Origin of the sequence: Bacillus sp. G402 (genome assembly GCF_051172515.1) — a bacterium.
GTDB lineage: Bacteria > Bacillota > Bacilli > Bacillales > Bacillaceae > Bacillus > Bacillus altitudinis.
In genome coordinates this window covers 874594-897596 of the sequence record NZ_JBPIZC010000002.1, presented here as the reverse complement: position 1 = coordinate 897596, position 23003 = coordinate 874594, and the positions used below count along the sequence as shown (strand labels likewise).

At 40.2% G+C, this 23003-nt stretch carries 17 protein-coding genes; 8 read left to right on the top strand and 9 right to left on the bottom strand.

From position 1 onward, the window contains the following. Position 1: 1 nt before the first annotated feature. The 5 genes from ACSBQP_RS13150 to ACSBQP_RS13130 all read right to left on the bottom strand — a co-directional run bounded on the left by ACSBQP_RS13150 (position 2) and on the right by ACSBQP_RS13130 (position 6911). Complete coding sequence (locus tag ACSBQP_RS13150; RefSeq protein WP_056703965.1) at positions 2-1180, bottom strand: tetratricopeptide repeat protein; 1179 nt, start codon at positions 1178-1180, stop codon at positions 2-4. A 658-nt stretch (positions 1181-1838) separates the two neighbouring features. After that, complete coding sequence (locus ACSBQP_RS13145) at positions 1839-2600, bottom strand: ABC transporter ATP-binding protein (protein ID WP_025208278.1); 762 nt, start codon at positions 2598-2600, stop codon at positions 1839-1841. A gap of 13 nt (positions 2601-2613) precedes the next feature. Next, the gene (locus ACSBQP_RS13140; RefSeq protein WP_435028478.1) at positions 2614-4941 is read right to left on the bottom strand and encodes an FtsX-like permease family protein; all 2328 of its coding nucleotides are present in this window, start codon (positions 4939-4941) and stop codon (positions 2614-2616) included. Continuing rightward, on the bottom strand, positions 4938-6191 hold the full coding sequence (locus ACSBQP_RS13135) for an MFS transporter (protein ID WP_217816544.1): 1254 nt from the start codon (positions 6189-6191) through the stop codon (positions 4938-4940). Before ACSBQP_RS13135 ends, ACSBQP_RS13140 begins: the two co-directional genes overlap by 4 nt. Before the next feature lie 69 nt (positions 6192-6260). Continuing rightward, entirely contained in the window at positions 6261-6911 is a 651-nt protein-coding gene (locus ACSBQP_RS13130) for a TetR/AcrR family transcriptional regulator (RefSeq protein ID WP_217816559.1), read from the bottom strand. A 160-nt stretch (positions 6912-7071) separates the two neighbouring features. Here ACSBQP_RS13130 and ACSBQP_RS13125 point away from each other — a divergent pair, with 160 nt between their 5' ends. The 8 genes from ACSBQP_RS13125 to ACSBQP_RS13090 all read left to right on the top strand — a co-directional run bounded on the left by ACSBQP_RS13125 (position 7072) and on the right by ACSBQP_RS13090 (position 17184). Next, a complete protein-coding gene (locus ACSBQP_RS13125; RefSeq protein WP_217816545.1) occupies positions 7072-8184 on the top strand; it encodes a CdaR family transcriptional regulator in 1113 nt (370 codons plus the stop codon). Between the two features lie 117 nt (positions 8185-8301). Next, positions 8302-9573 carry a GntP family permease gene (locus ACSBQP_RS13120; RefSeq protein ID WP_217816546.1) on the top strand — a complete coding sequence of 424 codons (1272 nt, stop codon included), beginning with the start codon at positions 8302-8304 and terminating at the stop codon, positions 9571-9573. Between the two features lie 29 nt (positions 9574-9602). Further along, a complete protein-coding gene (locus ACSBQP_RS13115; protein WP_217816547.1) occupies positions 9603-10742 on the top strand; it encodes a glycerate kinase in 1140 nt (379 codons plus the stop codon). Positions 10743-11008: 266 nt separating this feature from the next. After that, complete coding sequence (locus tag ACSBQP_RS13110; RefSeq protein ID WP_435028477.1) at positions 11009-14119, top strand: CDP-glycerol glycerophosphotransferase family protein; 3111 nt, start codon at positions 11009-11011, stop codon at positions 14117-14119. A gap of 66 nt (positions 14120-14185) precedes the next feature. After that, a complete protein-coding gene (locus tag ACSBQP_RS13105; protein ID WP_017359922.1) occupies positions 14186-14524 on the top strand; it encodes a zinc ribbon domain-containing protein YjdM in 339 nt (112 codons plus the stop codon). Positions 14525-14852: 328 nt separating this feature from the next. After that, on the top strand, positions 14853-15782 hold the full coding sequence (locus tag ACSBQP_RS13100) for an ABC transporter ATP-binding protein (RefSeq protein ID WP_081038934.1): 930 nt from the start codon (positions 14853-14855) through the stop codon (positions 15780-15782). Beyond that, the gene (locus ACSBQP_RS13095) at positions 15779-16729 is read left to right on the top strand and encodes an ABC transporter permease subunit (protein ID WP_035390029.1); all 951 of its coding nucleotides are present in this window, start codon (positions 15779-15781) and stop codon (positions 16727-16729) included. Before ACSBQP_RS13100 ends, ACSBQP_RS13095 begins: the two co-directional genes overlap by 4 nt. A gap of 26 nt (positions 16730-16755) precedes the next feature. Then, on the top strand, positions 16756-17184 hold the full coding sequence (locus ACSBQP_RS13090; protein ID WP_007497283.1) for a DUF4064 domain-containing protein: 429 nt from the start codon (positions 16756-16758) through the stop codon (positions 17182-17184). A gap of 43 nt (positions 17185-17227) precedes the next feature. Here the strand turns inward: ACSBQP_RS13090 and ACSBQP_RS13085 are convergent, their stop codons facing one another. From ACSBQP_RS13085 to ACSBQP_RS13070, 4 genes are all read right to left on the bottom strand, one after another. Next, on the bottom strand, positions 17228-18556 hold the full coding sequence (locus ACSBQP_RS13085; RefSeq protein WP_035390026.1) for a CitMHS family transporter: 1329 nt from the start codon (positions 18554-18556) through the stop codon (positions 17228-17230). Between the two features lie 294 nt (positions 18557-18850). Beyond that, on the bottom strand, positions 18851-20917 hold the full coding sequence (locus tag ACSBQP_RS13080; protein WP_435028476.1) for a beta-galactosidase: 2067 nt from the start codon (positions 20915-20917) through the stop codon (positions 18851-18853). Positions 20918-20940: 23 nt separating this feature from the next. Then, positions 20941-22149, bottom strand: a complete 1209-nt coding sequence (locus ACSBQP_RS13075; protein WP_025208263.1) for a glycoside hydrolase family 53 protein — start codon at positions 22147-22149, stop codon at positions 20941-20943. A gap of 11 nt (positions 22150-22160) precedes the next feature. Beyond that, positions 22161-23003, bottom strand: coding sequence for a sugar ABC transporter permease (locus ACSBQP_RS13070; RefSeq protein ID WP_007497274.1), 843 nt, complete (start codon positions 23001-23003; stop codon positions 22161-22163).

Here is a 23003-nt window from a genome sequence, read left to right as displayed (position 1 = left end):
ATCATTTAACGAATTGTAAGACACCGTTTGTCCGAAAACAACGATGGCTAAAGCGAAAATGAGTAAACTCACTTTTTTCATCATAATTCCTCCAATTAAGTGTAGTGTGTTCCAATTGATAGGCATCCTTCAAAAAGAGATATGCTTGGTGAATTGAACCCAGCTCTTCAAAGTGTTTGGCAGCTAGTGCACTTAATTCACGGGCACCTTCAACATCCTTTAATTCTTTCAGAATACTGATGTCATCGAAACAGGTTTGAGCTTTTTTGGATATGTCTTCAGTGAAATATAGGTGATAGAGAAAATTCATTTTTGCTGTATAGATGGGGTTTCTGTCTATTTCTTGTTTTTGTTTGACTAATTCAAAATAATAGAGAGCTTGCGACTTTTCATCAATGGAGAGCAGCTCTTTTAGTAACATAAACATGGAGTGTTCGAAATAACAAGATGAAAGGTAGTCATCATCACTAAGAGCCTTTTCTAGGGCATCAATACATTTTTTTGATTCTCCAGCTTCGGCATATAGAATACTGATATTGTGATAAAGCTGTGATGCTAGAAAATGATCGTTTAATTGATTTGAGATGTGTAATGCTTTTGTGTAGTAATTCTCAGCTCTTTTGAAATCGCCAATATCCATGAAGTTGGTGGCTGCGATCACAAAAGCTGCTGCCAGTCTTCTTTCATAGCCATCATGACCTTTGAAAATATCGATGGCATTCTGAATATAATGAAGTGAAATCAGGCTTTGGCGAAGCATCATATATAGGTTTGCGACCTTCGTATGGAATTCTGCTACTTCTATTTCATCAGGAATGTTTTGCAGTTTTTTCTCAGCAATTTTAAACAGTCCGATGGCTGATGCATAGTCTCTGTTATATGAAGCGTAAAGGGCTTTATATAGGTAAAAATAGTATTCAATTAAGTCGTTTGTTTTAGAAGGGTATTCTAGCACTGTCGGTTCATTCAGTTTTTTACCTCTTCGTTCATATAACATGAGCTTAAATTTGCCTTCTAGCAATGAATAGTAGGTCAAGACCTCCTGATTCTCTTCCATCTCTTGAAGTAATTCCTTTAATTCTGTGTAGATGGTCTTTGCATTGTGCACATCATGCTTACGAATGGCAATTCGCCAATCATTTAAACGGTTCCCCACCTGTTCAGCTGAAATGATTTTCATGGAAATTTCACCTCTTTAACATCCTTTCGCCTGTTTCAATAAAAAACGATATCACAATTTTTGGTAAAATATAATCGTTTCTGGGAGGTGATTGACAGGAGGTAATAAAAAGGACCTTATGTCATGAGATGTACGTTATTGTATTGATGATTGATTGTTTATTCAAATGAGTAAAATCTTTTTTTGGAAGTCTAAAAACGTGATAGATACTATTAGTTTTAAGTTTATGGTCGAAAATACCATCCGAATATATGAAATAAAGCTTTTTTAGCTATGAGAGAAGAACAATGAAAGGTCGATCTAGAAGGGAAAATCAGTTATGATGTTGCTAGATGATTTTGGAAAAGAAACTGGTAGTTACTGAGAAAGGTGAATATTCGAGGCAAGTGTTGACCTTTCAGAAAGGATGTTGAAATGAAAAAAAGATTTCAAATGTTAAACTGGCAAATGACAATTGTGATGACGACGCTTTTACTTGTTTTAGTCACTCTTTATATCTCAAAGAGATACTTTTATAGCAAAGAAATTGAGTTGCTGACAAAATCTTGTCAACAAGAAGACGGCAAAATCATACTAGAAACAAATAGTTTGACTATGGATTACTCCTTTGAGTGTAAGAAAAAATAAAACAGGCAGCTTTCTGCCTGTTTGACACCAATTAAAACCCTAAGTTTTGTAACCACTTGTTTAACAAGGCCTCTCGTTTCTCAGCGGTAAAGCGATCGTATTTTCCTAAATTTAAATGGGCTGAAATTTCACCGTCATTCATAAATAAAATTCTTTCAGAGCAAAGGGCCACTTTTGGATCATGGGTGACGAGAAGCAAAGTTGTTCCTTCAGAATTGATTTGTGAAAAAATATCCATGACTTCCTTTGTGGTGCTTGAATTAAGAGCACCTGTGGGCTCATCGGCAAAAAGAATGTTTGGTTCATTCATAAGAGCTCGACAGATAGAGGCTCTTTGGAGCTGTCCTCCTGATACTTCTGATAAATATCTATCAGCTAAATGATCAATATCAAGTTTCTCCATTAAATATTTCGCTCGTTCATTGATTTCTTTTCTCGGCATTTTCTTCGCTAAGTAAGCTGCAGCAATGATGTTATCAAATAGAGTGAGGTTTTTTAGTAAGTGGCTGTGTTGAAAGACGAATCCCATCTCTGATAAGCGCAAAGCTGTTAACTGTTTGTCTGTCATTTCTGATAGCAGTTGACCTTTATATTTGATTTCTCCTCTGGAGGATGTCTCTATACCGCTAAGTTGATAAAGCAAAGAGGTTTTTCCGCACCCTGAAGGTCCCATAATGGTGACAAATTCTCCACGTTTAATGGTTAAGTGAATATTTCTAAGAATGGTCTGTTTTTGTCCTTTTAATGAATCAATTTGTAAAGACAATTGCTTCGCTTCAATTAATTGTTCCATGTGAAACATCTCCTTATGAAAGAGTATGACGACTGATTTTACTAGAAAAAAAGGACTTCAATAACCACGAGATGACAGTTAAATTCACTATAAACAGCAGGAGAGGATACACGATCCAAACCCATTTCGGGGCTAACCACTGAAGGCTTGATGCTCCTAATGATGCGCCGCCTGCACTCATCAATGCCGGACCAATAGTATGAACAGCGATTGCTCCAATGAAGGCACCAATAGAGAGAACGACGATAAAACTTGTTAAGTATTGATAGGTTAAATCTTTTTGAGAAAAACCAATCGTCCTTAACAAGTGAGTACGATTTAAATCTTTCGCCCTTAACATGTGCAGAAACATCATTAACATGAGGCTGGCTGTTCCAAAAGCTGCGATGGTTGAAAATAATGCAATCACTTTTACTAGAGATGCGGTGCTTCCTATTGTTTGATGCACATATTCTTTCATATCCGTCACTTTTGCAGGAGACATATTTGTTTCAAGTGTTGCTTTTTTCCCTGCCATATCTATTCCTTGTTTTAATTGTATTTGAATGGTTTTCCAAAGGGATGAATGAGGAAAAGGCTGAGATAATGATTTAGCTGTTTTCCCTCCGTTGGTGACGTCTTGATAAATGCCGGTAACTATTTTTTGAACTTGCTGTCCATTTGTGGCGAGAGTGACTTTTTCGCCTATCTTTTTCTGAAGTGAGTCAGCACTTAACACCGATAAAGCAATCTCTTTCTCCTTCAACGGTTCCCGTCCTTGTAAATAGGTGAGAGGGAATGCTGATAGATCACCTGTTTCTAAATAGAGCGTTTCTAGTGTATTCTCCATTGTTTTGGCTTGTAGAGAAGTTGTTTCATAGACGGCAGATGTTTGAATGTCTTGGTCTACGCTAATCATAGACTCTATTTTATTTGTACTTTTCTCTAAATGATTTCCCTGCCGAATATCAATTCGAAGGTCACTTTTTCCTGAGCCAAGATATGTGATGAAATCGGGTGATTGTAATGTGTACCATAACTGAATCGGCATTAACATTAAAAATGTACAAAGCGCAATAATACAGGTAATTGTTGAATACATCTTTATTCGCGAGAACAGATCTTTCAAACCAAACCAAAAATTAACTGGGAGGAATCTGTTTTTCTGGAGGTGCATAGGAATTTGTTTTTTATGGCTTGGTGAGCTTATGCCGCCTTGAATGGCTTGAGCGGCTGATATTTGACCAAATCTCCTTAGGACAGTATAACTGAATGAGATGACGATCATTGCCGTCAAAATTGACACCAAAAGCGGGATCACCTGATGAATAAAAGAGAGGCGATTCCCCATATATTGCTGAATATTGGCTGTAAACAAATCACCAAACATGAGCGTCATTAAATATCCTGCTATACACCCTATACAGGCAAGCACAGCATATTTCCCAGCGTATAATTGTTTGATTTTTGATAAAGGGATTCCAAGTACTTTTAAGATTCCAATTTCACGTTCATCCTCTTCTATAGCGGCGGTCATAGCGAGACGAAGAGAGAGGAGAGAAATGCTAATGAGCAGAAAGCAGACAAGAAGGAGAATGGCGATCACCATACCATCTGTTAGAGCATTCAGCATGCGAAGCAGGGGTAATGTGACAGCAGGCCCCTGTTGTGGAAGCTCAGATGATTGATAGAGTGTTTGAAAAGCATCTGCTTGACTAGCATCATGCAATAAAAATTCAATTAAGTACTCCTTTTTTTGAAACACTTGATTCAGTGCCGCCCAGTCCGCATCATGCAGAAGAAATCTCTTTGAACTGACAAGACTTGGATTCATTTGGGCATCTCGTAAGAACGTTTTGATTTGAAAAGAGAATTGATGAGAGCCTTTTGAAATGAGTAACCTTTCGCCAATCTTTAAATGGTATTTTTGTTGAAAATAAATAGGGACTGCTACTTCTCCTTTATTTACAGTGAGCTTTTCATTTCGTTCGTTTAAAAGGAAATCAAAATAGCGATTTTGCTTTACAAATAAATGATCCATCACCCCCGCTTGAGCAGGCTCCTGCCCGAACTTGATGCTGACGTGTTCGATCGGAATCATTGGAACAATTTGATGTGCCTTCACCATCGACTGTTTACTTGAAAATGTATCGACCGCTTTTTCATCTAAGCTCCCATCGTGCATTTGGACAAAGTCTGGTGCTTTGGCTGATTGGAGTAAATCAGAAATGGAACCATTCAACTGGACTGTCATTTGCGCAGCGCTTGTTGCTAAAAATGATGTCATCATGATGCAAAGGGTTAAGCCGATTGAAATGAGACGGTGGCGGGTTAGGTCTTTCTTGATAAACGTCAATCTCATGAGGCTGATTCTCCTTCATGTCGAAGCATATTTTTTGTAAGGAAGGCAAGTGCAAACATCAAGGCACTGACGATTAACACGGTCACATACATGCTGGCGGAAAAAGTGTTGAACAAGAACCCGTACATCATTTGCCCGAGCGGTGCAGCACATTGAGAGACCATTGTTAGATTGGCCATGACTTTTCCTAATTGAGCATTGGGTGTTTTCTTTTGCACATGTGAGATGACAACGATCGAAATCATGGTGAGCAGCATGGCAATTGGGAGACACCCTGCTAAAAAGAGAAAATAGGCTGGAAATGTACCAAATTGAAGAGCCATCTTGGATGTTGAAAAAGCAACAGGCAGCAAAATGACTGCGATGACGAGCAGCCAGCGATACAAAGTAGGAATGCGCCAATGTTTCGCTACAAGCCCAACTAGCAGGGCGCCTGCGATGACGGCAAACTCAATGATGCCCATCCCTATTCCATACATGATGTCACTGCTTTTCATTGTGACCCTTAAAATAATGGGACCTCCAACGATAAAAAATGGTGTGAGGATGAAATTTAGCAGCGCTGCAAGCAGCATGGCTCTTTTTAAAAATGACTGGCTTCCGATATAGGAAAAGCCTTGTTTCATATCTTTCAAGAGTACTTTGGTCATCGGTTCTGCTAGTGGGCTAGGTGAGAAAGAGATATTTAACCGTAAAAGCATGCATGCTGATAGAAAAAATACAATGCTGCTAGCACCTATGATGACCTGGCTCCCAATGAGTCCGTATAAAACGCCGCCAATGATAGGAGCGACAACACCTGAAAGGGCCTGCACGCCATTCACGATGCCATTCGCTTGTTCTAATTTTTCTTCTTTCACTAGTTGAGGAATACTGGACATCACAGCAGGAGCATAAAATGTACTCATGACACCAAGGAGAATCATGACGGCTCCAATCATATAAAGTGAATCATGACCAGAAAATAACCAGAAATAAAAAGCCAGAATCATAATGCCAGTAAGAACATCAAATAAAATCATCAAATTTCTTCTGTTAAACCGGTCAGCAATTGCTCCTGCTAATGGCGAAAGGAGGAGCGGAATATTGGATAAAGCGAAAAGCAAAGCATATAAATCAACACGATGTGTCATATCCAAGACGTGTAAAGATAGAACAAAACGAATCAAGGAAGACCCGAAAACGGAAATAATTTGCCCGAGAACGAGATAGATAAAATGGGTGGAGCCATTTTTGGCTGATAACGACATGAAAATCACTCTCCTTTTAGACCGACCGTCAGTCTATAATGTATGCAGGATTGGTATTGAAGTGACCAATCACTGATTATTGTCTTCCGGTTCTCCGGTTAAACGTTGGAGAAGGAAGGAGAAACTTCCCTTTTCTGCATGTAAAGAGGCTTCAAGGATTGCGATAAATGCTAGCGCCCGTTGTATGCTTTCCGCTGTGGTCCATTGGAAAAGTCCCTCATCAAAGATAACCTGTGCAGAAGCGAGGAGAAATTCGACCGTCTCTTGCGGATAATCCGTTTGAAATAACCCTTCTTCTACCCCTTGCTGAATGACTTCTGCTAAAACGGGTGATAGCTCTGTAATGGCTTTGATCAAGCTTTTTTGATGCATCTCTGCATTAGCAGGCTGATGAAATTGTTCGATCATGCCTTCTTTATGGCTGCCCTGTTTAGGAGATTGTGCCATGATGATGCGAAATAATTTATCAACCACTGAGATATCTGGATCAGCGGCAATACGCTTTGCCTCGATGATATCTGCTTTTATGATCCGGTCAATGATTGCATCCATCACTTCTTCTTTGGAAGTAAAGTAATAATAGAATGTGCCTTTTGCAATGCCAACGGCTTTGAGGATGTCAATAATTGTGGTTTGCTGATAGCCTTTGGTTGAAAAAAGCTTCTCTGCTGCATTTAAGATGTCATTTTTGCGTTCCTCAGGATGTTTAACGGTTCTCATAAAGCCATCCTTTCTTTTGACTAGACTGTCGGTCGGTCCCTTGATTTGATTAAACACTTTTTGGCGTATCCTTGTCAATGGCTGTTTTTTTCGGCTTTGCATTTATTGTGCAATGACACTATGATACATTGAATGAAAACCCCTTCAGGAGAGATGCAGAATGCAATTTTTAACCAGTGAATTGGCGCAAGAGATGGTTGAACGTACGATGCATATTTTACATCAAAACATCAATGTCATGAATGCAGATGGTGTCATTATTGGGTCTGGTGAACGAAAAAGGATTGGACAAAAACATGATGGAGCACGTCTAGTGCTGTCAAGCGGAGATAGTGTGGAGATTGATCAGGAGACGTCCCGCCGCTTAAAAGGCGTGAGACCTGGAATCAATCTGCCTATTTGCTTTCACGAACAAGTCGTTGGTGTCATTGGGATTACGGGTGAGCCAGGGGACATTCGTCATCATGCCGAGCTGGTGAAAATGGCAGCTGAACTCGTATTAGAGCAGTCTTTTCTACTTGAACGCTTCCAGTGGCGGCAGCGAATAGAGAGTGAAATTGTGAATCAGCTCATCTCCGAGTCTGACATGGGTGATCATCAGTTGAAGCACCGTGCTGACTGGCTTGGAATGGATCTAGACAAGCGGCGAATGGCTATTGTTTTTCAGCCGATTCCATCGTCCGAGGATACTGTACACAAAATGATGCATGCCATTCAATACGATAAGAATGCGGATGATTTACTAGGCATGACCTTCCGTCATGAATTAATCCTGTTAAGACAGCCGATATGTGACCATCAATTCAAGCATGTGATCGAACAGCTGCAACAAACAATGGCAGGTGCAGTTGATGGACAAGTGCTAGTGGGTGTAGGAACTGTCGCTGAGGACATGAGTCAATTACCGTTGTCCTTTCAGCATGCGAGAGAGGCCCTGCGGTTAGGAAAGGTGCTCCATCCAGAGGAAAGCATATATGTCTTTGAATCTTATCAGCTTGAAAGCTTGTTTATAAAAGCGAGAGCCGCCAAAGAGGGCAAACGGTGGAGTGATTTTTATCATCCGCTGATACAAGAAATGGAGCTCGTTCAAACGTTAAAGGTTTACATTGAAGAGGGCGGGGATTTACAAAGAATCGTTGATCGTCTATTTATTCACCGTAATACACTGCGATATCGGTTAGATAAAATCCAGGCATTGACCGGAAAAGACCCTCGTCATGTGAAACAGTTGATGGAGCTGTACATAGCACAATTGGACCATCAACTGTCTTAATTGTGCATTTGCACAACTGGATGAAGTAATAAATAAAAGAAGTTCATTTAGATTCACAACTCGATCCCAATGAGTAAACGCTTACAATTAATAAAAGACAATCAGGAGGGATGGAGAATGGGTGGAGATGTGACAGTAAGTACATTGGGCGCATTGACTGCGCTTGTGATCGCTATTGTTCTCATTTTAAAAAAAGTATCACCTGCTTATGGCATGTTGGCAGGCGCATTTATTGGCGGTTTGGTTGGCGGTGTAGATGTTGTGCAGACCGTGAACATCATGATGGAAGGCGCAAAGGACATGATTCCAGCTGTTCTTCGAATCATGGCGGCAGGTGTACTGGCAGGGGTTTTAATTGAGTCGGGTGCAGCGTTATCTATTGCGGAGGCCATCGTGAAAAAACTTGGAGAGGCGAGGGCACTTTTAGCACTCGCACTTGCAACAATGATTTTAACAACGGTGGGTGTTTTTGTAGATGTAGCAGTCATTACAGTATCACCAATCGCACTTGCCATTGCCAAGCGTGCAAAACTTTCTAAAACGGGGATTTTACTTGCGATGATTGGAGGAGGGAAGGCGGGGAATATCATGTCACCGAATCCGAATGCCATTGCAGCCTCTGATGCCTTTGGTGTACCGCTTACTTCCCTGATGGCGGCAGGTGTTATACCGGCTATTTTCGGGATAGCCGTCACGTATGTATTAGCCAAAAAGCTTGCGAATAAAGGGACACCTGTTTTGGAAGAGGGAGCTGACCAAGGCGAGGTTCAAGTACCTGGTTTTCTACAAGCGCTTATAGGCCCGCTTGTGACCATTCTCTTGTTAGCCTTAAGACCGTTGTTTCAAATAAATATTGATCCAATGATTGCCTTACCAATAGGAGGAATTGTTGGCGCTCTTTTCATGAAAAAAGGGAAGTTTCTCAATGATTATGCGATGTCAGGGCTGCATAAAATGTCAGGTGTAGCGATCATGTTACTAGGGACAGGCACATTAGCTGGAATTGTATCGAATTCTTCCATGAAAGAGGTATTTATTCAGGCGCTTGACGCTTCGGGATTACCTCCTTACTTGCTTGCACCAACGTCTGGAATTTTTATGTCGGCAGCCACAGCTTCGACAACTGCAGGGACGGCAGTTGCAAGTGGTGTATTTAGCGGAACTCTTATTGGTCTTGGTGTATCTGCCCTTTCAGGCGCAGCTATGATTCACGCTGGCGCAACTGTGCTAGACCATATGCCGCACGGAAGCTTTTTCCATGCAACGGCGGGAAGTGTTCAAATGGATATAAAAGAACGGTTGAAATTAATGCCCTTTGAATCGTTAATTGGTTTGACATTAACTGTGGTATCGACCATTATCTTTGGTATTTTCCAGCTGTTCGGCTGAGGACTTAATGAGAAACGAGGGGTTTTTGGATGAAAATTGTGATCGCACCAGATTCATTTAAAGAAAGTTTATCTGCTTATGAGACAGCATGTGCCATCGAACGAGGATTTCGCTCTATTTTGCCACATGCAGAATATATGAAAATCCCAATGGCAGATGGAGGAGAAGGCACAGTTCAATCGTTAGTGGATGCGACAGGCGGAACCATTGTCCAGCAAGTGGTCACAGGCCCGCTTGGCAAACCTGTGGATGCCTTTTTTGGTATGTTGGGAGATGGGCAGACAGCTGTCATAGAGATGGCAGCAGCATCAGGATTACATCTTGTCCCGCCAGAAAAACGGAACCCCTTATTCACGACGTCTAGAGGGACAGGAGAATTAATGCTTGCAGCGCTGGATAAAGGAGCGAAGCATTTAATCATTGGGCTAGGCGGAAGCGCAACAAATGATGGTGGCGTTGGCATGATGCAAGGTTTAGGTGCTTCTTTTCTCGATAAAGCAGGCCAAGACCTCACGCCGGGCGGTGGATCACTGAATCAATTAGCTTCTATTGATCTATCTCGACTGGATCCAAGATTGCGATCCGTCCGTCTGGAAGTGGCGTGTGATGTGGATAATCCTTTAACGGGTGAAAGAGGAGCGTCTGCTGTGTTCGGTCCTCAAAAGGGAGCAGATACAGAAATGGTTCAACTGTTGGACAAGAATTTATCTCATTTTGCACAAGTGGCTAAGCAGCATCTTCATGTCTCCTTTGGTGAGGCGGCAGGTGCAGGAGCGGCAGGAGGACTGGGCGCGAGTTTATTAGGCTTTTTACAGGCTGATCTGCAAAAGGGAATCGATATTGTACTGAAAGCCGTACATTTTGCTGACGTACTAAAGGACGCTAACCTAGTCATTACAGGGGAAGGCCGGATTGATCAGCAGACCATTTACGGCAAAACGCCGATCGGTGTAGCCAAAGCTGCGAAACAATATGGACTCCCTGTCATTGGCATCGCTGGGTCCCTCTCAAAAGACAGTGCAGTCGTACATGATCATGGCATTGATGCACTTTTTAGTATTGTCCCTGGCGTCACGACTCTGGCTGAAGCCATGCATGATGCTAGTGTGCATGTAGAGAGAACAGCACGGAATATTGCGGCTGCGATACAATTAAGCCGGATTATTTAAAAAACTTGTAGATGTAGATCTACAAGTTTTTTATTATGAAAGTTCTGAAATAACCTTTGAAAACGGATTGAAATCACCATGATATAGGCCCAAAAACAATTTATAACAACTATTCAATTTTGAGATTTTGAATTATAATGTTTAGGATGTCAGTTGGAGGAAATTAGTCCCTCATTGTTGATATATATTTATGAATTTATAATTTTTCTGAGATTACTTTGTAGTAAGTTGATATAAGTGAAAATAATAAAAAGGAGTTTTTAAATTTGAAGAACATCAGGGACAAAAAATTGTGGATTTTTAATGCTACTAATTCATTTGTAGGAAATCCTAAATGGTTATTCATTTATGTGAATAAGTATCGTCCAGATATTACTGCATATTGGATGTGTGACGATGAAGAAGTAATTAATAGAATTAGAGGTTTAGGGTACAATGCAGAATTGTACTCTTCTAAAAAAGCAGATAAAATTAAACAGCAGGCAGGGGTTTTTGTTGTACATCAAGTAAAAGAACATATACCTGTATTATTTAAAGACGAAGTTGTCATACTTAATCTATGGCATGGCGTTGGATGTAAATCTATAGAGAGAAAAGTTAATTCAGTCCAATTAAAAGAGAGAATATATAAAAAGTACATTAAATACAATTCTGTCTTTAAGAACAACCAACTCTTTCTAGTCACTTCCCCTTTAATGGAGAATCATTTTAAAGAACAAGTAGGCATAGATGATGACAAAATAATTAGAGCAGGATATCCTGCTGTAACTTATAAAGAGCCATTCTCTTCGTATAATCATGATGTTTTAAAAGAAAAAGGGCTACCTGAAGATACAAAAATTGCATTATATGCTCCTACATTTAGGGATGGATCTACTACTGCATTTTTCGGAAGAGCAGTTCCTGATATGGAAAAATTAGTAGAAACATTAAAAGAACAAAATATACTAATGATTTTTAAAATGCACTATTTGGTAAATAATGATTATCAATATAATCTTCTGAAAGAAAAGTACAAAGATTGTCCACATTTACTATTCTGGAATGAAGATAATGATATCTATGAGATCTTCAATAAAATTGATATCGCTATAATGGATTATTCTTCAATATTTTATGACTTGCTTGCAGCTGGTGTCAAACATTTCACACGATATATCTTTGATTATGATGAGTATAATAATCTGCGAGATTTCGTTTTTGATTATAAAGAGATGACTTTTGGGAAAATTAGTAATAATTTTGAAGAGTTATTGGATTACCTGAGCTCTTACGAAGATAATAATGAAGAAGATAGAAGAGAAGAAATTTATGATTTGTTTTGGAAATACACAAATGATCATTCCTTTGAGGAAATTATTGAAAAAACTCTGAAGTTTAGTCCTGAAAAGAGGGACTTTCCTACTTTATATAGTTTTGATCTTTTTGATACGCTCATTCAAAGAAAAACTCTGGAGCCTGTAGGGATATTTTTCTATGTTGGAGAGGCTGCTAAATACAGTGGCCTTAAGTTCCCTTCATATTTAGTTGAAAACTATCCACGTGTTAGATCTCAAGCTGAATCTTATGTAAGGGATTATTATAAGAAATCTTTAATTATTCGGGAAGATGATAGATTAGAAATCTTCTTCGATGATATTATGTCGAGGTTACAGGAGCTATATCATTTAACTGATCAACAAGTGGAATTTTTAAGAGCAGAAGAATTTAAGGCAGAAATAGAAAATATTGAACCTATGAAAGATAGAGTACAATACGTTGTAGATCTAATTAATCAAGGGAATGATGTTGTTCTTATTAGTGATATGTATTTACCTAAAGCGGTTATCCTCGAGATGCTAAAAAATGCAGATGAACGTCTTGCTGAATTACCTTTATTTTTATCAAGTGATTATGGAGATCAAAAAACAACAAGAAAACTCTATTTAAGAGTGTTTGAGGAAATGAACTATAATTACAGTAAGTGGGTACATTATGGGGATAATCAAGTGGCTGATTTTAAAGCAGCAAAGTCTTTAAATATTGAAGCTATACATCATAAAATGACAAAATTTAATGCATACGAAAAGCAGCTAGTCAATAGAACAAGAACCTATGATTCTTATTTAACTTCAAATTTATTTGCAAGATTTAGAGAGACAAATAAAGATGAAACTAGTTATTATGCTTATTCCTATGTAAGTCTGTATTTTGTTCCCTATATTCATTGGGCAATTAAACATGCAATGAGAAAAGGAATTGATACGCTTTATTTTATTTCTAGAGATGGTTATTATCTTAAGCTTATAGCGGATTCAATTATTGAGGCGAATAAATATGATATAAAGACAAAATATATTTATGGTTCAAGAAAGGCATGGAGGATTCCATCTTTTATCGATAAAGTGGATGAAGAATTCTATTCTGTGTTTGGAAATTTTGAAGGGATGACAGATTTCGCAAGTGTACTAGATGCACTATCAATGAATGAATCTAAATTCGATGAGATTTTCCCAGAACTAAGTCATTTAAAATCTATTGATAAGATTGATAAGAACACAAAAGAAGCGATTAAAACAACAGCCAAAAACTCTCTAAAATACGAAGCCTATTTATTAAGTAAAGCAAAAGAAGATAGAGAGATCATTACCAAATATTTAAAGCAAGAAATTGATTTTAATGAGCGTTTTGCATTTGTAGAATATTGGGGAAGAGGTTACACCCAAGATTGCTTAGATCGGTTACTAAATGACGCATATGGAAGCGAAATAGAGACAATATTCTACTATGCAAGAAGTATTTATCCAACAACAGGGACTTCAGTGCGTTATAATTACACTTCTAAAATGACATCACTAATATTTGTTGAGTCATTATTTGCCAATATACCATATCAAAGCATCACGAGCTATTTTGAAAAAGATGGTATAATTAAGCCGGTAATCAAATCAAGAAGTTACGAAAAGAAACTTCATGATGCCGTTAAAGATTATACTGTAGAATTTATTAACCATTTCTATGCTCTACCGCTTACAGATGAGGACAATATTGAGAGAAGTTTATATGATTATGCGGTTGATTTTTTCCGAGTACACCCTACAGATCCATACATCTTGAATGTATTTGCTCCTCTGAAGGATTCAGTGAGATTATATGAACCAGAAGTTGAATATGCGCCTGAGATTACGTTAAAAAAGGTCATGCCCAAATTAATCGGGAAACCGATTGATTTGGAGACAAAAAATATGAAAATGTCGGTCGCAAGGTCTTCAAAAAGTATTAAATTTCTGCATAGGTTAGAAAAGAAATATCTTGAAAAAATACAAAAGAGAATAAGAAATAGAATGGCAAGAAATAAAAAAATACTCAAAAATATATCTAATGTATTTAAAGTCTAATTAATAAATCGGAAGGATATCTGTGAGATGTCTTTCCGACCACTTTATTCTTTGGAGGAAACACAAATGTCTAATCTACCGAATTGTCCATCGTGCAGTTCAACCTATACATACGAGGATGGCAGCATGCTTATTTGTCCAGAATGTGCGCATGAATGGTCGCTAGAACAAGAACAAGCGGCAGAGGAGCAGCTTGTTGTCAAAGATGCGAATGGAAATCTATTAAGTGATGGTGACACGGTCACTGTGATTAAAGATTTAAAAGTCAAAGGTTCTTCTTCGGTTTTAAAAATAGGGACGAAGGTCAAAGGGATTCGTTTAGTCGAAGGCGATCATAACATTGATTGTAAAATTCCTAGCTTTGGCGCGATGAAGTTAAAATCGGAGTTTGTGAAGAAAGTATAATATATGAAAAGAGGCTGTCGATCATCAGCCTCTTTTTTATTTCGATATTTATAGGTGAAAGGTATAATCTTAAACATCATTTCATACATATGTACCTGTTGAAAATGATTCTTTTTTTAAAAAATCAAGCCTCTTTTCTTATAAAAATTCACGCTTTTCTTAACCCTACCTTAAAAAAGGCAGATGACTCTCTAAATTTTGCCTAATCCCCTTCACAACTTTTGGGCATTGCTGTACCATATGGAAGTGTTCTTCTATTTTTGACGGATCATGGTGTTTATCAGGAAATAGATGATAGATGATACTTAGACAAAGAAGGAGAGGTAACGTGACGAACGTTTTAGAACTGCAAAATGTATCTAGGCATATTCGCGGGAAAAAGATTGTTCAAGACTTGAGTTTCTCTGTCCAAGCGGGCGAAGTCTTTGGCTTCTTAGGGCCGAATGGCGCAGGAAAAACGACAACCATTCGCATGATGGTCGGTCTTTCTCCCATTACATCTGGTGACATTCTGATTAATGGTCATAGTATTCAAACCTCATATCAGCATGCCATCCAAGATGTCGGTGCAATTATTGAAAATCCAGAAATGTATAATCATTTAACGGCGAGACAAAACCTTGTTCATTTTGCCAGAATGAATGGAAAAGTGGATGAAGGTCGAATTGATGAACTGCTAGAACTAGTTAGTTTGCAGCATGTGAAACATAAGCGTGTCCGTACGTTTTCATTAGGAATGAAGCAGCGTTTGGGGATTGCTCAGGCATTGATACATAAACCGAAACTGCTAATCTTAGATGAGCCGACCAATGGACTAGATCCAGAGGGAATTCGTATGATACGAGATTACTTGAGAAGGCTGGCAAAGGAAGAAGGGCTTGCTGTCATTGTTTCAAGTCACCTCATGTCAGAAATGGAATTGATGTGTGATCGTTTCGCCATTATCCAAAAAGGAAAGCTGATTGCGATTGAGGATCAGCGTGCAGAAACGAAGCAGGATGATTTGGTCAACTATCGTATGAAAGTAGCATCAAGTGAGCTAGAAGAAACTCAAAAGCTCATTAAAGCATTTGAGGAAGGCATCACAGTTAGAGAAGAGGAGCAGTACTTATTCTTCTCCATCCTAGAAGAGAAAATGCCACAATTGATTCGTCATTTGAGCGAGGCTTCTATTCATTTGTACGAAATCAAAATAGAAAAACAAACCTTAGAAGATAAGTTCTTAAGCTTAACAGGTAAAAAGGAGGCAGACGTATGATTCGCCTCATTCAAAACGAGTGGATGAAAATCAGTTATCGTGTGGGTACTTGGATTATGGTGGGGCTTCTTGTTTTAGGTATGATTGCGACGTTGATTTTTGCTGTTAAGACAAATGACGGAGATCAAGCATCCGGTGATTGGAAAACTGAGTTGCAAGAAATCAATAAAGCAAAGAAGCAAGAATTGAAAGAGGATAATATAAGCTTTTATAAGAGATCCCTTGAAACCGAAATAGCGATCAATGAGTATCGAATCAAACATGATTTACCTCCAGCCGATCAATTCGGTAAAAATGCATGGACTTATGTGGAAACAAATGCTAATTTGCTTCAGCTGGTCGGTGTATTTGTGATTATTATTGCAGCCACAATTGTCTCGGCTGAATATAAGCATGGTACAATTAAATTATTATTGATTCGTCCACCATCCAGGTTGAAGGTTCTTTTGTCTAAATACTTTACCGTTCAACTATATTCACTTTTCTTGATCGCTGTCCTATTTATCTTATCCTTTATCTTAGGTGCGATATTCTTTGGACTAAACAATGATTATGTGTATTTGGCTTATCAAAATGGTGAAGTCATTGAACGGTCTCAGTTTGCAAATATGGTCTCTTATTATTTGGCGCATTGTGCTATGTTTGTTGTATTAGGGACACTTTCTTTTGCCATCTCAACGGTGTTTAGAAGTGAGGCCATTTCCATAGCGATTAGTGTATTAGCCTATGTTGTGGGAGCATCCATCACAAGCATTTTGATGTTCTTCTTTGATTGGGCGAAATATTTATTGTTTGCCAACGATCCTGCACAGTATTTCGCAGAAACACCTACTTTTATCGAAGACATGTCCCTAGGTTTCTCACTAACGGTCCTAGTCATTTATTGGGCTATCTTCTTGGCGGTTGCTTTAATCGTCTTCCAAAAGCGAGAAGTAAAAACAGGTTAATTTAACTTTTTAGGAGGTTTCTATCAATGATTAAGCGTAAAGGTGAAAAAATTATGGGGATTATCAGTATTGTCCTCAACGTAATTGGTGTTGGTTTTGGGGCATTGATGCTCTCTGTGGACCCAGCATTTTATGAAGAAATGAATGAAATTTTACAAGAGGAAGGCAGCGCCTTGCCAGTTGAAACACTTGAGGCATCGGTTCATGCCTTTGGCGTTCAGTTTATGGTTGTTTCCGCAATTGCGGCTGTCTTAGCCCTTGTTGGTGTGATTGTTTTGAAAACAGACCGCCGTGCCGTGCTTTCTGGTATTCTTTTCTTGGTTTCGGCTGTGACTCTTTTAATTGGAACTGTTGGTCTTGCTTTCGTTCCGATGATCTTGTTGCTAATCGTTGGATTGATGTCACTAATTAGAAAACCGAAAACAGACATTCACACAAGTGAATATCCTTCATAATTCAAAGAAAAAGACATGCGCTGGTTTGCGCATGTCTTTCTTTTTATATGATGCCAATCAGTTTGGCGATGATGAGTAAAACGATACTGAACCCCCACATCCAAAAGAAGGAGTAGCGGATATGTTTCCCCATATCGACCCCTGCAAGACCGATGGCGAGCCATACAGCAGGTGCAAGGGGGCTGACAAAGGTGCCGATGATATTTCCAATCATCATGGCGTATGCCGCAGATGTCCCTGACACACCAACCTCTGATGTAATCGATTCGACAATCGGCAGAAGTGCATAATAATAAGCATCCGTACTTGTCAGCATATCAAGCGGAACCCCAAATATCCCTACAATGATATGTAAAAATGGCAGTAAGAAAGCTGGCAAAATGTGAATACTGTCCACTGCAATCGCCTTCAGCATGCCCGTTCCTTCAAGAATTCCTAAAAAAGAACCTGCGGAGAAAATTACAGCTGCCATCATTAGTGCACTTGGGGCATGTGCCTTTATTCGCTCCATTTGTAAATTCACATTTGGAAAGTTAATCAGAAGTGCTAGTGAAAGACCAATCATAAACATATAGCTAGCAGGAATCACGTTCAGCACAAGAAGGACAACAACAGCTAAAAATAGAATGAGGTTGACCCACATTAAGTGATAACGCTTTAAAGACGCATCGCCTGTTTCGCTGATCGATTGAATGGCACGATCCCAATCGGCGCCTTCTAATTGGACAGCGGCTACTTCATTTGCGGCGATTTTCACCCGAATTCGTTTTTCTTCTCTTTTTCCTAAAATGAATGCCATTCCTAATACGAGCACGACCCCGATCAGCTGAATGGGAATAAGCGGTACCCACAGTTCAGATGGGTCCATATTTAGAACACTTGCTGCCCGTCCTGTGGGGCCAGCCCATGGAATCATATTGGTTAATCCAGCACTTGTCCCGATTAACAAAAGCAATAAATAAGGACTCATATGTAATTTTTTATAAAGCGGAAGCAGTGCAGGTACAGTTAATAAAAAGGTGGTAGCGCCTGCTCCGTCTAAGTGTGCGATGACCCCAATCAAGGCAGTTCCCATCGCAACTGTGACAACATTTCCTTTTGTCAGCTTGATTAATGCTTTAATTACAGGTTCAAAGAACCCTGTATCTTGTAAAATGCCAAAAAATAAAATGGCGAAGATAAACATGGTCGCCACTGGCAATACTTTGATAATCCCTTGTTCAAAGAAAGTTTGAATGTCATTGATACCAAATCCCGCGATGAGCGCCCCTATTAAAGGCACCATGACCATGGCGACAATTGGACTCGCTTTCCCCCAAATCAGCAAAACAACAATCGTTAAAATAATCAACAATCCAACAAACGTTAACATAAGCCCCTCCCCCTACAATAAACCGTTTACATTTGTTTGTTTTTATACCAATGCAGTCCCACATCTGCATTGAAAAAAAGAGTATCAAAAATATGAGTATTAGGCAACCGCTTTCATACCTATACAATGGTAAAAAAGGATGGTGAATCCAATCGTGGCGCGGTGTTCAATATGTCAAAAAATTTAGATAAAAAATAATGATTCTATTGGTAATCTACTACCGGAAGAGATTTTATAGGTATTTAGATTCACTTAAAAGTAAAAAGCGCCCTTTGGATGGACGCTTCTTTCACGCTATTTTTTCAAAATAACGTATTCGTAAGGATTCAGTTGTAACTGTTGAGATGTATGCTGTCCAGTCAGCATATTTTCATAGCTTTCCGTTGAATCTAGTGAAATGTTCTGTTGCTGTTCTGTAAAATTCATCATAAACACAAAGTCCTGCGATCCATCTGTTCGTTTCTGGACACTGACGCCCTCTGGAATCGAAGAGGATAGGATCGGTTGTATGCCTATTCCTGTGATAAGGTCTTCGTAAAAATCATCATAAAACGCCTGCTCATTTTCAGAAGCCATATAGTATGCTTTCCCTTTGCCAAATGGACGGACAGTAAGGGCGGGCTGTCCTTCATAGCAGCCATTCTCAAAATGCCCTAACACAGAGGCTGTTTCAGGATGAATGGACTCGCAATATTGCCCGACATGATAAGTGCGTCCATTTCCTGTGGTCATTAAAACGTGTTCATCTGGCATCAATGTGTTGATTTCCTCTGCCCAAACACCAAGTACATGGCGGAGAGGACCGGGGAAACCACCAAGGAAACAGAGGTCGTTTTCATCGACCATGCCGCTCCAGTATGTTGCCACAAAAATGCCGCCCTCTTTGACAAATGCTTCGATCTTTTCTGCCACGCCTGGTTTGATCATGTAGAGCATTGGTCCAACAAGCACTCGATAGGATGAGAAATCCTTTTCCATCCCGACAATATCAACAGGGATGCCCTTTTTCCAGAAGCTTCGATAATGAGTTTGGCAAGCCTCTACATAGCGTTTGTTGGTATTATTTAAGCCTTGCGCATCATCAATTGCCCAATGGTTTTCCCAATCATATATGATGGCGACTTCTGGTTGAACGGATGTACCCGCAATCGGCTGAAGCTGCTCCAGCTGTTTTCCTAAATCAGCGACTTCTTGAAACACACGCGTGTGTTCATGTCCTGAATGATCCACAACAGCGCCGTGGAATTTTTCAGAGGCGCCTCGACCTTGTCTCCACTGGAAATAAAGGACGGAGTCGGACCCGTGGGCAATCGCCTGCATGGCAGAGAGGTGTGCCATTCCTTTATGCTTCACCTTATTCACTTCATGCCAGTTCACGAGGCTTGGTGTGCTTTCCATCACAAGAAACGGCTGACCGCCCTTTAATGAACGATACAAATCGTGAACGAAGGCGACGTTTGACGCTAATTCTGCAGTGGTTTCTCTGCCGCTATGCCATGCTGGATAGCTATCCCATGAGATCACGTCGACTTCTTTTGCAAATTGATGATAATCCAGTCCAAGGAATGGACGCATATGCGGATAGTCGCCCATAAAATTGGTGGTTACTGGCACATGAGGTGTTAATTCTCTCAGCGGTTCAATCTCATTTTGATAAAAATTGATCGTTTGCGCTGTGACAAAACGCTTCCAATCTAGGTTCATGCCGTGAATCATATGCTCCCCGTGAGGTGCTGGTGACTCGATTTGCGACCAATCGGTAAAGGTGTGGCTCCAAAATCCCGTCCACCATGCTTGATTCAAAGCTTCAAGGTCATGGTTGTATTTGTCTTTCAAATAGTCTCTAAATGCTTCTTGGCAAAGATCACAATGACATTCACCGCCGTATTCATTTGAAATGTGCCACATGATCAGCGCTGGATGATCCTTGTAGCGTTCAGCGAGCAAACGATTGAGTGTATTCGTTTTTTCTCGATAAACCGGTGAGGTGAAGCAATGATTATGGCGAAGTCCGTGTAAGTTGCGCTGGCGGTTTGCTTCAACGCGTAAGACTTCTGGATATGTTTGCGAGAGCCAAGCAGGTCTTGCTCCGCTTGGCGTGGCGAGAATGGCGTGAGCTCCCTGCGCTGCCAAGCGGTCCATGATATCATCCAGCCAGGCAAAATCATATTCCCCTTCTTTTGGCTCGAGCTTGCTCCAAGCGAAAATATTGATAGAGAATGTTTGACAGTGTGCAAGCTTCATTAATCGAAAATCTTCGTCAATGATCTCCGGCATATGGAGCCATTGATCAGGATTATAGTCGCCACCATGCAAAAAGCCTTTCACATTTGGGTGGACGAGTGGGTAACGCTTTCCCATTTTGTCACGTCCTATCTGTTTAATTACGGTGTCATTTGTTTAAATACATCAAGAGAAGGCAGGGCTTTTCCGTTGAAATCGAACATGGCCTGATTTTCCCAAGCATTCCCGACTGTCCCGGTTGTTTGAATATAAGCGAGCCCGTATTGACTAGACCACGGAGCACCTTTTGCTGGAATCCAAAGCGGCTCCCAATAAAAGAACCCTTTCCCGCGATTGTTTTTTACTTGTGAAATTTTTTCTGATAGATCTCGTATAAAAGATGCCTGCCCTTGTGGTGATGCTGGATAACCGGCCGTATTGACTGAATCTTGGTTAAATGAGTTATCGAGGTTGTCACCATTTGCTGTTGTAAAGCCGTAGGCGGTTTCTACCACGATGACATCTTTGTTATAGCGGGCGCTAATATCATTCATATTGTTAGTAAGACCGCTAAATCCGCCGTCCCAATACGGGTAGTAGGATAAACCGATTGTATCGAACGAAACGCCTCGTTTGGTGATTTCATCAAACCACCAGCGAGATGCACCATTGTCCCCTCCATGTGCAAGATGAAGCATGACTTTGATGTTTGAATCGACAGAGCGGACAGCATTTGTTCCCGCTTTTAGCAAAGCAGCGAGCCGGTCAAATTCACCGCCGCCTTCACCCCAGCTCTTTCCGTTGGGCCAAAGCATACCTGAATTCAATTCATTCCCGACCTGTACCATATTTGGCAGGGCGTTTTGTGCTTTCATCGCTTTGAGCACATCGTTTGTGTAAGTGCCAACCGCTTTTTCTAAATCGCTTTGGGAGAGATTGGTCCAAGCTTTCGGTTTGAACTGTTTACCGGGATCGGTCCAGAAATCACTGTAGTGAAAATCAAGCAGCACTTTCATGTTTTGTGCTTTTGCACGTTTCGATAGAGCAATGGCGGTATTTAAATCGTTTGTCCCCCCGTTATAGGCACGGCCTTGGTTGTCGTATGGATGGTTCCAGAGTCTGATGCGCACATAGTTGACACCTTTCTCTTTTAATAGCTTGAGCGGATCAACCTGCTGCCAGTTTTGGTTGTAGTATTTGCCGCCGCTTCGCTCCACTTCTGCGAGCATGGAGATATCGGCTCCTTTGATGAAATCACCTTGCAATCCATTGATCGGTTTCACCGAAATCGTATCAGCCTTTGCTTCAGGCAGAATACCTAACCCCATCAGAAAGAAAACGACAACAGTGACGAGTAACCATTTCTTCATCAAATCTCCCCTTATCCTTTTGTCCCGCCTTGTGTGAGGCCGGATACAAATTGTTTTTGTAAAACAAGAAACAATAAAGCAACTGGAATCGCAATGAGTAAAGCCCCGGCTGCAAAGGTCGTGTAGCTGGCACCCATTTTGTCTGATACAAGATTGTATAGACCAATTGGGAGCGTATACATTTCGGGTGAACGGACAATGACACTGGAGATGATGAAATCACCGAGCGGTCCTGTAAATGAGTTGATGGCAACAACGGCTAAAATCGGCTTGGCAAGCGGCATAATAATTTGGATGAAAATCCTGAAATGCCCTGCGCCATCCATTCTGGCTGATTCATCGAGATCCTTTGGAATCGCATCAAGATAACCTTTCATTAAATACGTATTCATCGGAATTTGTCCGCCTGCATAAATCAAAATCAATGCGAGGTGGCTGTTAATGAGTCCAAGCATTTGTGCCAATACAAAAATGGCAATCAGCGCTGAAAATTGAGGAATCATTTGCAGCAGCAAAAAGAGCATCAGTCCATTCTTGCGTCCTTTGAATCGGAACCTGGAAAAGGCATAACCTGTAAAGCTGACAAGGATCAACGTTAAGAGCATAGTCGCAATACTGATTTTCATTGAGTTCCAATACCATTTTGCATAAAGTGCTCCCTGACCGAAGAAGAGTTCTGTAAAGTGGCTGAACGTTGGGTTCTTCGGAAACATGCTTGTGCTCATCAGGCTGTTCCCAGGATTAAAGGAAGCGCCGATCGTCCAAAGGAGTGGATATAGAATACAAACGGAGGCAATGAAAAGGATGAAATAAGTGATACTCAGGCGAATGAGCTTATTTTGTTTTGATCCCAT